Below are 12,592 nucleotides of genomic sequence, written 5' to 3'. Positions count from 1 at the left end.
TATCACCCCTACGCACACTCGCCGTATGCTAGTTTTTCTGCCACTCGCATCACCGCACTGCGAGAACGTGGGTTTGCCTCTACTTCTTTATCTGTTGCTTTAATTGCTTTACCAATAATTTTTAAACGGCGATTTCGCTGACTCTCGGTAACCGGAATATACGCGGGAACATCATCACCTTCGGACTGCCGGCGCATAAATCGCTTCACCATTCGATCTTCCAGAGAGTGGAAGCTAATCACGACTAAGCGACCGCCTACCTCTAACTGATCAACCACATTGCCAAGCAAATGTTCTAAATCTGTTAACTCATTATTTATAAAAATTCTGATTGCCTGAAAGCTTCTGGTCGCGGGATGCTTGTGCCTTTCCCAGGCTGGATTCGCTTCTGCGACAATTTTTGCCAACTGCAGTGTGCGGGTAATTGGCGCTTCTTCACGCGCTGCAATTATCGCCCTGACGATACGCTTGGCGAATCGCTCCTCACCATAGTCACGCAATACTCGAACCATTTCTGACTCTTCTGCAGTGGCTATCCACTGCGCAGCGCTGATACCGCTGTCTGTGTCCATCCGCATATCGAGATCGCCGTCGCGCAAAAAACTAAAGCCGCGCTCAGCTTGGTCTAACTGCGGTGACGACACCCCCAAATCTAACAACACACCTGAAAACGGCCCAGAAACACCCGACTGCGCCGCCAAACTCTCTAATTCAGCAAACGATCCACGCGCAATACAAAAGCGCTGATCACTTGCGGCTAACTGCTCACCCTCAACAAAGGCCTGCGGATCTTTATCAACTCCCAACAGGCGTCCATCAGCAGCCAAACGCGATAAAATCAAACGACTATGGCCGCCGCGCCCAAACGTACCATCCACGTATTGACCGCTAGTATTTGTTACCAGCGCATCAACCGCCTCGTTGAGCAATACCGTTAAATGTTGTTCCAAGTGATCCACTCTCGTTATAGGGAAAGGGACAACATTTCTTCTGGCATATCACCCTCCCCAGCGGCACCCAGCCATTCAAACCAGCCAGACTCGCTCCAAAGCTCCAATTTTTTACCCTGACCAACCAATAATAATTTTTTATCTAGATCAGCGTAGTCACGCAGGGGCTGCGACAACAACACACGGCCGTTGCCATCCATCTCTAGCGGCGTTGCATAGCCAAGCAAGAGCCGCTGCGCGAGCCGCGCCTTGCGGTGAATATTGGGAAGCGCCTCAATTTTGGGTAGTAGGTCTAGCCACTGCGGCTCGGGATAAACCAACAGGCAGCGCTCTTCGGTATGCGCGGTAATCACTAGGCGGCCGTCACAGGCAGACATCAAGGCGTCGCGAATTTTGGCTGGTATCGCCAAGCGCCCCTTGCTATCCATTGTGATCGTATGACTACCCAGGAACATAATTCCCACCAAGCTCCGCTTTTAAACCGCAAAAAACCACTAAAAACCACTTTTACCCACTGAGGCACACTATAGGAACTTGCAAGTACAAGTGTCAAGCTGCGTTGAAGGGAAATAGCAGGGAATTTTCGTAAATGTGTCAGTAACTTGCGTGCAAAATAGGGCAATAAAAATGGCGGGTATCAAGCTAGTTTTGATAAAACAAAGACATGAGCACTCGACTTAATGTAGAACATTAAGTGTGGGCTTGATTTACAAGAAAGTGGGAAAAATTGAGTCGGCCGATAAGCCGGGTTCTGTCTTGGACGACCATTCATCTGGGATCTGCGTCACCGCAGACCTCTAGCAGCCTACCCGAATCCACTGTGGGCCACAGCGCTGGATTCCTATTTGGCCTTGCTCCAGGCGGGGTTTACCATGCCGCGAACTGTTGCCAGTCGCGCGGTGCGCTCTTACCGCACCATTTCAACCTTACCGGCAGCTTACGCTACGTAGGCGGTATATTTTCTGTTGCACTTTCCGTAGGCTCGCACCTCCCAGGAGTTACCTGGCGCCTTGCCCTGCGGAGCCCGGACTTTCCTCCCAACAGTAAACTGAAGAGCGATCGTCTGGCCGACTCAACTGTAAGAATAACCAGTAGTTTATGCTTTGGCAAGCGCTATTTATAGCGATTACTGCAAGGGGAAATCTAAACCGTACTGATATAACTGATTTTTTTTCAAGCCACTAATCTTTGCGCAAAGCGCCGCAGCCTGTTTAAGTGGCAGCTCAGCCCTAAGAATATTCAACACTTCAATCGCGGCGGTTGGAATACCCTCATCCCCTTTAAAGCCCTCAATTAACAGCACACACTCGCCGCGCTGCTGATTACTGTCTGCACTAACCCACTGATGCAGCTCTGCCGCAGGCAAGCGCTTTACCGTTTCATAAAGTTTGGTGATTTCACGGGCCAAAACCACAAGCCGGTCGCCCCCCATTGCAGCACTGATATCCGCCAAGCTGTCTTTTATACGATGCGGCGCCTCGTAAAAAATCATGGTTCGCCGCTCCCGCTGCAAACTTTTTAGCACAGCAAGCCTCGCATGCTGTTTGGCGGGCAAAAACCCCTCAAACATAAAACGATCCGACGGCAATCCCGCCACACTTAATGCAGCAATAACCGCACATGCCCCAGGAATAGGCACTACTTTAATGCCTTCACTCAATGCCATATCCACAAGGCGGTAGCCAGGATCAGACACCAACGGTGTTCCGGCATCAGAAATCAACGCTAGGCTCTTGCCGTCGCGCAAATGAGCCAACAAGCGCTCAAGGTCGGCGCTGCTGCTGTGGTCATGGTAGGCACAAAGCGGGGTAGTTATCTCAAAATGACTTAGTAAATTGCGACTGTGACGAGTATCTTCTGCAGCAATGAGCGCTACTGTTTGTAGGACCTCTATGGCTCGGGGTACCATATCCGACAAATTACCTATCGGCGTGGCAACAACATAGAGGGTGGGGGTATTATCCACAGGTAAACCTCACTCAGTATTCCATGACCGCGCAGACTAACAACGGCCAATCAATGAAGACAAGAACTTTTATACTTATACTCATCGCCACTTTTCTGGCGAGCTGCGGCTCCACCCCTACACCACCGCCAAAACCCAGCGCAAGTACGACAGAAAAATACACGGTAAGACCCCGCCCCACGCCAGTGCCAAATAATGAATTCAATCCCGCTACCGTAGACATTAACGTCGTAGAACAATGGCTTAATGACGCCAAAGACATGGAGCCGGAAGAATCTGCAGAACTACTACTGAGATCAGCCGAAGTGCTGCTACGGGAGGGCGAACTAGCGCGCGCCGATGACGTAGTGGGCGAGCTAATTCCACCAGAGCTCAGCTCCGAGCAAGCCCTGCGACTGGCAATTATTCGCGCGCGCGTTCAACGTGGCCACGCCGAGTTTGCGCAAGCGCTTGCACAATTATCAGACCCACTCATAGAAAGCGCCGTGCTGGAAGCCCCCGTGCGCCGGCAAATGCAATATAGCCAACTCCGCGCTTCTTTGTATGAAATTGAAGGCGACTACCTAGCAGCCGCTCGCGAAAGAATTTTCATCGACCCGATGCTCAGCCCAGGCCAGCAGCCAACCAATAGGGAGGCTATCTGGGCGTCCTTAATGCAAATACCGACCGATATGCTCGTCAAGCACATAAATAGTGCGAGTAATAAGGATTATATCGGCTGGCTCGAGCTCGCTTCGATCGCCAAAGACAATCAAAACAATATTGAAGCCCAAGTCCAGCAACGCGATGCTTGGCTGCGCAATTGGCCTAGGCACCCCGCCCACGACTCTCTACCTGGCGGCCTAGACAAGCTAAATGACCTAATTGTAGAGCGCGCCGATCAAGTTGCCCTTATTCTGCCAGTAACCGGCCGACTAGCAGCATATGGTAAGGCTATTCGCGATGGCTTTTTTGCAGCCTACTACGAAACCCTCAATCAAGGTGGCAGCGTTCCACAGATCAATCAATACGACAGCAACGCGATAGATATCAACACGCTGTATCAAAAGGTGTTAAACAGCGGGAATAAGCTTGTTATTGGCCCTCTACAAAAAGAAAACCTAAGCGCACTGGTTGCCAGCCACCCAAGCGCCATGAATGTGCCAACCCTTGCCCTCAATCGCATCGATGGCAACAAATTCCCCAACGGCCTCTATCAATTTGGACTTAACCCCGAAGACGAAGCAGAGCAAATCGCCGAAATTGCGATGAGCAAGGGCTACACCCGCGCACTGATACTGACCCCAGAAGGCTCATGGGGACAAAAAGTTGCAGCCGCATTTGCCCAACGCTGGCAAACACTGAACGGCAAAATCGTCGCTAGCCAAACCTTCGATGCATCGAAAAATAATTACTCAGAAAAGATTAAAAGCATTCTGCAAATCGATAAAAGTCAGCAGCGTTTACAACGCTTACAACAAATTATCGGCCTGCGCCCGAATTACGAACCTTATCGACGCAGCGATATCGACTTTATTTTCCTACTTGCCCGCCCCAATGAAGGCCGCGCAATCAAGCCACTACTCGCCTATCACTACGCAGGTGATATTCCCGTTTACGCGACTTCACATATTTATCGCGGCAGTAATTCACCCAGTAAAGACCAAGATATCAACGGTATTCGCTTCATCGACATACCTTGGATATTCGACGACAAATCTCAAATCCGCAAAGACATCAACGCGGGCATCCCCTCAAGCGCTGCATACCAGCGGATGTACGCCCTCGGTGTCGATAGCTTCCGGCTACATTTACGCCTAAACCAGTTACGCAACGGCGCCAGCGGTCAAGTTTTTGGCGAAACCGGCACCCTCACCCTAAACGACCTTGGCCAAATTGAACGAGAACTTGCGCTAGCCGAGATTCAAGAAGGACGCGCCGTAGTAAACCCAACAAGATCGGCAAACCAAAACCCGAGTAATGATTTTTAAGCAATCTACTGCGGTAAACATCGGTGCCCAAGCAGAGCTGGGTGCCTGCCGCTTGTTAAAAAAGCACAAACTCAAGGTTATTCAGCAAAATTATCGTTGCCGTTTTGGTGAAATTGATATTATTGCCAAATCTGACCAACACCTGATCTTTGTAGAAGTGCGCTACAGACAAAGTTCTTCCTTCGGCAGCGCCGCAGAAACAGTGACCTTCAAAAAGCAACAACGTATTATCCTTACCGCTCGGCATTTTCTTAGCCGAGGGGATTACGCTGAACTACCCTGCCGCTTCGATGTCATTGAAGTTAGTAGCGATAAAGACGGTAAACTACAATTTAACTGGCTGGTAAACGCATTTCAGGAGTGAAAAACAAAAATACCGTGGACTATTCCGAGCAAGTTATCGATTTATTTCATCGTCACATTGAAAGCTGCATGTACACCATGGAAGCACTTGGCGAAACCATTGCCCGCGCGAGCGAATGCCTTGTAGAAAGCATGTTGCACGAGCACAAAATCATTTGCTGTGGCGAAGGCAATAGCCGGCTTATAGCGCATCATTTGGCAACCAATCTGCTAAATAGCTTCCAACACGAGCGCCCCGCGCTGCCAGCAATGATACTTAGCTCAGACGCAGCAACCGCAATAGCAGCCGACTCAAGCTATAACGATATTTACGCCAATCAAATACGCGCCCTGGGCCAAACCGGCGACTGCCTAGTGCTTTGCTATAATGGCGGCGGTTCTACAGCGACACTTCGCGCAATTCAAGCCGCCCATGAGCGGAATATGAAGGTAATTTCGCTATCCAATATGAAAGGCGGTGACGCTAGTGCTCTGCTGCTACCAGACGATGTAGAGCTCACCTTCCCCGTAGATGACCGCGCCCGCGCGATAGAAATGCAGCTAATTGCTGTGCATAGCATCTGCGAATTAATTGACACTCATTTATTTGGGACATCTCACGCATGAACAAACTACTACAACTTAGCCTGTCGCTATCGCTAATTATTTCGCTTAGCGCCTGTACGCAAATAATCACCGCGACAACAGATGAACCTATTGCAGACGACCCTGGCAGTCGCAGCTTGGGCAGCTATGTAGACGATGAAATTATCGAAACAAAAGTAATCGTCAACATCAATAAAACCGATCCAGCACTTAAATCATCCCGCATCAGCGCCACCAGTCATAACGGTATTGTGTTGCTGACTGGGAACACCCCAAACGACCGCCTACGCCAAATTGCAGGTGAGGTAGCCAGCAACGTCAAGAAAGTTCGCAAAGTCCACAATGAGCTTGCTAGCGGTACAGATGTAAGCATGCTGGCTCGCAGCAATGACGCGTGGATTAGCACCAAAGTAAAAAGCCGCTTATCACTCAACGAGCAATTAGACGCCTCTAAAATTAAAGTGGTGACCGAAAACGGAATTGTTTATTTGATGGGTCTTGTATCCAAGGCTGAGTCAGATACCGCGGCAACGATTGTTAGCGAAACAAGTGGCGTACAAAAAGTAGTGAGAGTATTTGAATACTACTAAGAAAAAGACCTGCCTCCGCAAAGGTGGCAGGTCTTTAAAGACTTACTTAACAACTTTTAAGCTAGGCTTAGACTTTGAAGGTAGCTTGCTCAAGGTCGCAGACGGACGCGAGCCAGTTGGTGGCGGCGGAGTAGGTTCTTCGGCATCAAACAACATACCTTGGCCATTTTCTTTGGCGTAAACCCCCAAAACGGCGCCAACCGGTGCACTCACTTCCTGCGACACACCGCCAAAGCGACCACTAAAGCTAATGATATCGTTGCCGACATGTAAACCCATCACCGCAGACGGCGATATATTCAGAACAATCTGGCCATCTTGCACATATTGCTGAGGCACATAAACGCCATCGAGCAAAGCATCCACCAAAATATAAGGGGTGCAGTTATTATCTACCACCCACTCATATATTGCTCTGATCATATAAGGGCGACTAGAGGTCATTGCCATACTAATTCAGCCAGCGGTTTAAGCTACTGACGCCTCATTGCGAAGTTCACGTTCTTTTTCAGTCAAGCTTTCTTGGAATGCAGGGCGCTCAAATAAACGCTCCATATAATCAAATAAAGGCTTGGACTGACGAGTTTGCGGAATCACCACTCCCAGCTGTGGCAAACGCCACAAAATTGGAGCTAAACAGCAATCGACCAGTGTGAATTCTTCGCTCATAAAAAACGGCTTTTCATCAAAAATTGGCGCCACAGTTAGCAAACTATCGCGTAATTCTTTGCGCGCTTTTTCAGCATTTTTCTGATTACTACCGGCAAGTAACTCATCAACCAAGCGACACCAATCGCGCTCAATACGATAGATATACTGGCGGCTCTCACCCCGTGCAACCGGATACACTGGCAGCAATGGCGGGTGCGGAAAACGCTCATCCAAATATTCCATCATGACCTTGGATTCATACAAAGCCAAATCACGATCAACCAAGGTAGGCAGGGAATTATAAGGATTTAGTTCGGCGACTTCTTCCGGCAAATTGTCCGGCTTCACATCGACGATATCAACAGTCACGCCTTTTTCGGCCAATACAATTCTCACCCGATGACAGTAATGACTTGCTGCGTCGGAAAAGAAAGTCATGGTAGAACGCTTGGCTACAACGCCCATTGATCTCACCTCAAATTAGAAAACTAAAACAACAAACGGGCAGCTCTAATCAGAGCCACCCGCCAACTTTTACAAGCCTTTACTAAATCGTAAAAACGAGTAGCAAAATTTAGTGCACATCCTTCCAGTATTCACGGTTTAGCAAGTAGGTGAATACAAAGAACAGAGCAATAAACAGAAGTACGAAGCCACCAATGCGCTTACTTTGAACCTGCGCAGGCTCGCCCACGTAATCCAAGAAATTAACCAAATCGTAGACTACTTTATCATACTCAGCGGGACTCAAGCTGCCTTCAGGAGAGTAGGTAAAAGAACCGCAAGGATTTAAGGCCTTACCATCTTCACCAAACAGCACATCTTCACCGGTCAAAGGATCACGCAGAATGCCACCGTTATGCGCGTGAACAGGACCAGGTGCGCACTGAGGCATACCCTGTAGTTCTGCCAAAACATGGGGCATCCCCACATCTTTAAAGACCTTGTTATTCACACCCCAAGGGCGTGATGGATCTGAGTGGAAGGTACGAAGGTAGGTGTACAACCAGTCAGTACCACGAGCGCGAGCAACCAAGGTCAAATCAGGCGGCGCAGCGCCAAACCACTTTTTTGCATCAGCTGCTGCAATCGAGTTCGTCATCAAGGAACCAATTTTCGCATCGACATCGAACTTCAAATGCTGCTCAAACAAATCAACCGGTATACCCAAATCGTCAGCCGTGCGCTGGTAACGACCATACTCAAGTGAATGACAACCCATGCAGTAATTCATATAGGTTTGGGCACCGCTTTGCAGCGATGCCTTATCAGTCACATCAGTATCAATTTTATCGCAAGCCATAGTGCCGCAATCAAAAGCCGATTCTGAACCTGCAGCTTTTAATGGCAGTACCGTCAGAACGATAACAGCCAACAACACTAGCATGCTCTTCCAGAAGCCCATACCACCATCGGTAGTGCGAGTCGGCTCCGGCTTAGTCGCTTCCCACTTAGTCCAGAAAGGCATCAAGAGGAAGAAGGCAAAGTAAATAACCGAGCAGATACGCGCTAGCAAAGTCCGCGCTTCTGTCGGTGCTTTCACACCCAACACACCCAAGATCAAGAACGAAGCAACGAAAATCAAGATAGCAGCTTTGCTCACGCGACCTTTATAGCGAATCGACTTCACTGGGCTGCGATCTAACCAAGGTAACAGGAACAGAATAGCAACCGACGCACCAAAGGCTACAAAACCTAGCAGCTTATCTGGCACCGCACGCAATACCGAATAGAAGGGCGTGAAATACCAAACTGGCGCAATATGCTCCGGTGTCTTCAGACCATTAGCAATTTCAAAGTTAGCATATTCGATGAAATAGCCACCCATTTCTGGGCCAAAGAAGATTATAGCCGCGAAGACGAACATAAATACCGCGATCGCTGTTAAGTCATGCACGGTGTAATAAGGATGGAAAGCAACGCCATCCAAAGGAACGCCGTTGGCATCCTTGTTCTTCTTAATTTCAACACCGTCTGGGTTGTTAGAGCCTACCTCATGAAGAGCCAGTAGATGCAATACAACCAAAGCAATCAGTACGATTGGCAGCGCAACGACATGAAGCGCAAAGAAACGGTTCAGTGTAATACCAGAGATCAGGTAGTCACCACGAATCCACTGTACGATATCCTCGCCCACAACCGGAATAGCACCGAACAAGGAAATAATAACCTGCGCACCCCAGTAGGACATTTGTCCCCAAGGCAATACATAACCCACAAAGGCTTCGGCCATCAGTGCCAAGAAAATGAACATACCAAAAACCCAGATTAATTCCCGAGGTTTTTTATACGATCCATAAATCAAGCCGCGGAACATATGCAGGTAAACCACCACGAAAAACGCTGAGGCGCCAGTGGAGTGCATATAGCGAATAATCCAGCCAAACTCAACATCCCGCATGATGTATTCAACAGAGCGGAACGCCTCTTCTGAGCTAGGAGTAAAGCTCATGGTCAACCAAACCCCAGTCAGCAACTGGTTAACCAGGACGACTAGAGAAAGGACACCAAAGAAATACCAGAAGTTAAAGTTTTTCGGCGCGTAGTATTTACCCATGTGGGTATCCCACGCACGCATAATAGGTAGGCGGGCATCAACCCAGTCACGCAGACCCACTAACATTTTGATCATTACGCAGCCCCCTGATCAACACCGATAACAAGCACATTGTCACCCTCGTAAGAATACGGAGGAACAACAAGGTTTTGAGACGCAGGCGAACCTTGGTAAACGCGTCCCGCCAAATCAAAGCGCGAACCGTGGCATGGGCAGAAGAAGCCACCAAGCCAAGACTTACCGCCCAAATCGGGAACACCTACTTCTGGGTGATGCTTAGGCGCACAGCCTAAATGCGTACACAAGCCAACAAGGACAAGGTATTCGGGGCGAATAGCGCGGGACACTGAATCAACATACTCTGGCTGCTCAGAACCTTTAGAGACTGGGTCTTTCATATACTGATCAAGCTGCTTTAAGCTGGCCACCTGCTCCTCAGTGCGACGCACTATGTAAACAGGCTTACCACGCCATTCAACTACAACCATCTGGCCCGGTTCCAGCTTGCTAATATCTGCCTTTACCGGCGCACCAGCAGCTTTTGCTTTAGCGCTTGGATTCCAAGAACCCACAAAGGGTGTTGCTATACCGACTGCGCCTGCGGCACCCACAACTGATGTTGCGGCCGTCAGAAAGCGTCGACGCCCTGTATTTATGCCGTCATTACTCATGACGATTCCCCCATAATATACGAAAACTCAGGCAGGCCCCGCCTCTCTAAACGGTGCCAAATCCAAAATTCCAAATGGGCCAAATAGTAATGAACTTGGCCCTTACTGACAACATTAATGCGCAGCAAAGACCTACATTAGGGTCTTTGCTTGAGCAAAAAAAAACGCCCACATAATAGCTCGTGGGCGTTTTCCGAGTGCCGTAGCGGCAATCTCCACAGACCTGACGGCCGTCGCGGTTAACGCTTGGAGAATTGCGGCTTCTTACGTGCTTTACGCAGACCGACTTTCTTACGCTCAACTTCGCGAGCATCGCGAGTTACGTAACCAGCTTTACGCAGACCGCTGCGCAAACCTTCGTCGTATTCCATAAGAGCACGAGTAATACCGTGACGAATCGCGCCAGCCTGGCCAAAACTACCACCACCGCTAACCGTTACAGTCACATCAAACTTTTCAGCCATTTCGACCAGCTCAAGCGGCTGACGAACGATCATACGTGCAACTTCACGACCAAAGTATTGATCAAGAGTGCGATCATTAACTGAAATAGCACCTGTTCCTGACTTCAGGAATACACGAGCTGAGGAGGTTTTACGGCGACCTGTACCGTAATACTGGGTGGCTGACATATTGCGCTTCCGTTAGATATTCAGTTCAACTGGCTGCTGGGCAGTGTGGGGATGCTCAGTTCCAGCGTAGACTTTCAATTTTTTAAACATTGCACGACCCAGCGGGTTCTTGGGTAACATACCCTTTACCGCTCCCTGGATCACGCGCTCAGGGGCTTTATCAATCAACTTTTCGAAGCTTATAGACTTCAAGCCACCTGGATAACCAGTGTGGTGATGATAGATTTTGCCAGTTGCTTTATTGCCTGTAACACGGATCTTCTCCGCGTTAACGACAACGATATAATCGCCAGTGTCAACATGAGGCGTATATTCAGCTTTATGCTTACCGCGCAATCTATGCGCAATTTCACTGGCTAAACGACCCAATGTTTTGTCGGCGGCGTCTACCACATACCAGTCGTGTATTACGTCACTGGGTTTTGCACTTAAGGTTTTCATGTTTCTCGCCTATAGGGCCCGTACCGAACAAAGAGCGCGAATACTACATAAGCGCCAAGGGTTTTTCAAGTGGAATCTTGCTTTTATAAGCCATAAATCTCAACGACCTACGGTCGATGCTCACAAGCAAGATATTCCTCTGATTGCATTTCAAGCAGGCGACTCTGAGTGCGCTCAAACTCGAAATCCAAGCGACCACCTGTATAAAGCTGCTCAAGCGGTGCAGCCGCCGATAATACCAGCTTAACGTTGCGATCGTAAAACTCATCTATCAAATTAATAAAGCGCCTAGCCTGATCATCACGACCAGCGCCCATTTGCGGCACATTACTAATAAGTACCGCATGAAACACTCGCGCCAACTCAATATAGTCATACTGACTGCGCGGCCCATCGCATAGCTCAGAAAAATCAAACCACGCAACATCGTCCGCGACAAATAAAGCTTGAATTTGGCGACCTTCAATATCAAGTAACTGATCCGCAGTGGCAGCCTCAGGGGCCAAACGCTTAAAACTCTGCGCCAAACTTTGATCAGCGGCCTCGCCTAAGGGATGATAATAAAGCTCCGCCTGCTCCAGCGCCCGCAAGCGGTAGTCCACGCCACCATCCACATTAACCACATCTACCCGCTCTTTGATTAAGGCAATGGCCGGCAAAAACCGCGCACGCTGCAAACCGTCTTTGTACAAACCGTCCGGAACAATATTTGAGGTCGCCACCAGCACCACGCCCCGCGCAAATAAGCGCTCAAACAAGCCAGCCAAAATCATCGCGTCGGTGATATCTGAGACAAAAAACTCATCAAAACAAATCACCCGCGCCTCATCCGCTATGCGATCCGCAACAATGACCAAGGGGTTCTTTTCACCAGACAGGGATTTTAATTCGCGATGCACGCGCTGCATGAAACGATGAAAATGTGCGCGCATTTTATTTTCGAAGGGCAATGTATCAAAAAACGTGTCCATCAGATAGGTTTTGCCACGCCCTACCCCACCCCAAAAATACAGCCCGCGAATAGCCGGCGGGGGCTCGCTTTTACCTGCGAGTTTTGCACCTATACGCGCAAAAAAACCACCACGCTGCGCGGGTTGAGCAAGCAGATCATCATATAAACGCTGCAAACACTGCACAGCATATTCCTGAGCCGGATCATAGGAAAAATCGGCCTGAGTAAGATCGTGCTGATAGCGCTGTATTGGTGTAGACATTC

At 49.1% G+C, this 12,592-nt stretch carries 14 protein-coding genes and 1 other RNA gene; 4 read left to right on the top strand and 11 right to left on the bottom strand.

All coding sequences use genetic code 11. The features are described from left to right. Positions 1 to 8: 8 nt before the first annotated feature. The 4 genes from rsmH to rsmI all read right to left on the bottom strand — a co-directional run bounded on the left by rsmH (position 9) and on the right by rsmI (position 2,916). Positions 9 to 950, bottom strand: coding sequence for a 16S rRNA (cytosine(1402)-N(4))-methyltransferase RsmH (gene rsmH / locus C0068_RS06195; protein ID WP_199176123.1), 942 nt, complete (start codon positions 948 to 950; stop codon positions 9 to 11). Positions 951 to 964: 14 nt separating this feature from the next. Then, the gene (gene mraZ / locus C0068_RS06190; protein WP_103683616.1) at positions 965 to 1,405 is read right to left on the bottom strand and encodes a division/cell wall cluster transcriptional repressor MraZ; all 441 of its coding nucleotides are present in this window, start codon (positions 1,403 to 1,405) and stop codon (positions 965 to 967) included. A 269-nt stretch (positions 1,406 to 1,674) separates the two neighbouring features. Next, positions 1,675 to 2,025: RNase P RNA component class A (gene rnpB, locus C0068_RS06185), an RNA gene on the bottom strand. Between the two features lie 51 nt (positions 2,026 to 2,076). Further along, positions 2,077 to 2,916, bottom strand: a complete 840-nt coding sequence (rsmI, locus tag C0068_RS06180; RefSeq protein WP_103683615.1) for a 16S rRNA (cytidine(1402)-2'-O)-methyltransferase — start codon at positions 2,914 to 2,916, stop codon at positions 2,077 to 2,079. A 53-nt stretch (positions 2,917 to 2,969) separates the two neighbouring features. Between rsmI and C0068_RS06175 the strand changes: the two genes are divergently transcribed. Genes C0068_RS06175 through C0068_RS06160 form a run of 4 tightly spaced genes read left to right on the top strand, consistent with a single transcriptional unit; the run spans position 2,970 to position 6,424 of the window. Continuing rightward, positions 2,970 to 4,886: a penicillin-binding protein activator gene (locus C0068_RS06175; RefSeq protein WP_158249926.1), complete on the top strand. Its 1,917-nt coding sequence runs from the start codon at positions 2,970 to 2,972 to the stop codon at positions 4,884 to 4,886. After that, positions 4,876 to 5,250 (top strand): YraN family protein, encoded by a 375-nt coding sequence (locus C0068_RS06170; RefSeq protein WP_103683613.1) that lies wholly within the window; start codon positions 4,876 to 4,878, stop codon positions 5,248 to 5,250. The genes C0068_RS06175 and C0068_RS06170 overlap by 11 nt, the downstream gene beginning before the upstream one ends. After that, positions 5,247 to 5,855, top strand: a complete 609-nt coding sequence (locus C0068_RS06165) for a D-sedoheptulose-7-phosphate isomerase (RefSeq protein ID WP_233208757.1) — start codon at positions 5,247 to 5,249, stop codon at positions 5,853 to 5,855. The genes C0068_RS06170 and C0068_RS06165 overlap by 4 nt, the downstream gene beginning before the upstream one ends. After that, on the top strand, positions 5,852 to 6,424 hold the full coding sequence (locus C0068_RS06160; RefSeq protein WP_103683612.1) for a BON domain-containing protein: 573 nt from the start codon (positions 5,852 to 5,854) through the stop codon (positions 6,422 to 6,424). The genes C0068_RS06165 and C0068_RS06160 overlap by 4 nt, the downstream gene beginning before the upstream one ends. Positions 6,425 to 6,466: 42 nt before the next feature. Here the strand turns inward: C0068_RS06160 and C0068_RS06155 are convergent, their stop codons facing one another. The 7 genes from C0068_RS06155 to zapE form a co-directional block, all read right to left on the bottom strand. Then, positions 6,467 to 6,874: a ClpXP protease specificity-enhancing factor gene (locus C0068_RS06155; RefSeq protein WP_233208756.1), complete on the bottom strand. Its 408-nt coding sequence runs from the start codon at positions 6,872 to 6,874 to the stop codon at positions 6,467 to 6,469. A gap of 18 nt (positions 6,875 to 6,892) precedes the next feature. After that, the gene (gene sspA / locus C0068_RS06150) at positions 6,893 to 7,540 is read right to left on the bottom strand and encodes a stringent starvation protein SspA (RefSeq protein WP_103683611.1); all 648 of its coding nucleotides are present in this window, start codon (positions 7,538 to 7,540) and stop codon (positions 6,893 to 6,895) included. Positions 7,541 to 7,649: 109 nt separating this feature from the next. Beyond that, positions 7,650 to 9,707: a ubiquinol-cytochrome c reductase gene (locus C0068_RS06145; protein ID WP_103683610.1), complete on the bottom strand. Its 2,058-nt coding sequence runs from the start codon at positions 9,705 to 9,707 to the stop codon at positions 7,650 to 7,652. Next, positions 9,707 to 10,303 (bottom strand): ubiquinol-cytochrome c reductase iron-sulfur subunit, encoded by a 597-nt coding sequence (gene petA / locus C0068_RS06140; protein WP_103683609.1) that lies wholly within the window; start codon positions 10,301 to 10,303, stop codon positions 9,707 to 9,709. The genes C0068_RS06145 and petA overlap by 1 nt, the downstream gene beginning before the upstream one ends. Before the next feature lie 239 nt (positions 10,304 to 10,542). Beyond that, a complete protein-coding gene (rpsI, locus tag C0068_RS06135) occupies positions 10,543 to 10,935 on the bottom strand; it encodes a 30S ribosomal protein S9 (RefSeq protein WP_103683608.1) in 393 nt (130 codons plus the stop codon). Positions 10,936 to 10,947: 12 nt separating this feature from the next. Next, positions 10,948 to 11,376 carry a 50S ribosomal protein L13 gene (gene rplM / locus C0068_RS06130; RefSeq protein WP_103683607.1) on the bottom strand — a complete coding sequence of 143 codons (429 nt, stop codon included), beginning with the start codon at positions 11,374 to 11,376 and terminating at the stop codon, positions 10,948 to 10,950. A gap of 107 nt (positions 11,377 to 11,483) precedes the next feature. Beyond that, positions 11,484 to 12,590: a cell division protein ZapE gene (gene zapE / locus C0068_RS06125; protein WP_103683606.1), complete on the bottom strand. Its 1,107-nt coding sequence runs from the start codon at positions 12,588 to 12,590 to the stop codon at positions 11,484 to 11,486. Positions 12,591 to 12,592 lie beyond the last annotated feature (2 nt).

Source organism: Zhongshania marina (assembly GCF_002915595.1).
Lineage (GTDB): Bacteria > Pseudomonadota > Gammaproteobacteria > Pseudomonadales > Spongiibacteraceae > Spongiibacter > Spongiibacter marinus_B.
The sequence above is the reverse complement of the archived record's forward strand: the minus strand, read 5'-3'. Positions and strand labels throughout refer to the sequence as shown.

Excerpts from the sequence above, each read along its gene's own strand:
- mraZ (WP_103683616.1), bottom strand. The coding sequence starts at position 1,405 with ATGTTCCTGGGTAGTCATACGATCACAATGGATAGCAAGGGGCGCTTG.
- C0068_RS06175 (WP_158249926.1), top strand. The coding sequence starts at position 2,970 with ATGAAGACAAGAACTTTTATACTTATACTCATCGCCACTTTTCTGGCG.
- C0068_RS06170 (WP_103683613.1), top strand. The coding sequence starts at position 4,876 with ATGATTTTTAAGCAATCTACTGCGGTAAACATCGGTGCCCAAGCAGAG.
- C0068_RS06160 (WP_103683612.1), top strand. The coding sequence starts at position 5,852 with ATGAACAAACTACTACAACTTAGCCTGTCGCTATCGCTAATTATTTCG.
- C0068_RS06155 (WP_233208756.1), bottom strand. The coding sequence starts at position 6,874 with ATGGCAATGACCTCTAGTCGCCCTTATATGATCAGAGCAATATATGAG.
- sspA (WP_103683611.1), bottom strand. The coding sequence starts at position 7,540 with ATGGGCGTTGTAGCCAAGCGTTCTACCATGACTTTCTTTTCCGACGCA.
- C0068_RS06145 (WP_103683610.1), bottom strand. The coding sequence starts at position 9,707 with ATGATCAAAATGTTAGTGGGTCTGCGTGACTGGGTTGATGCCCGCCTA.
- petA (WP_103683609.1), bottom strand. The coding sequence starts at position 10,303 with ATGAGTAATGACGGCATAAATACAGGGCGTCGACGCTTTCTGACGGCC.
- rpsI (WP_103683608.1), bottom strand. The coding sequence starts at position 10,935 with ATGTCAGCCACCCAGTATTACGGTACAGGTCGCCGTAAAACCTCCTCA.
- rplM (WP_103683607.1), bottom strand. The coding sequence starts at position 11,376 with ATGAAAACCTTAAGTGCAAAACCCAGTGACGTAATACACGACTGGTAT.
- zapE (WP_103683606.1), bottom strand. The coding sequence starts at position 12,590 with ATGTCTACACCAATACAGCGCTATCAGCACGATCTTACTCAGGCCGAT.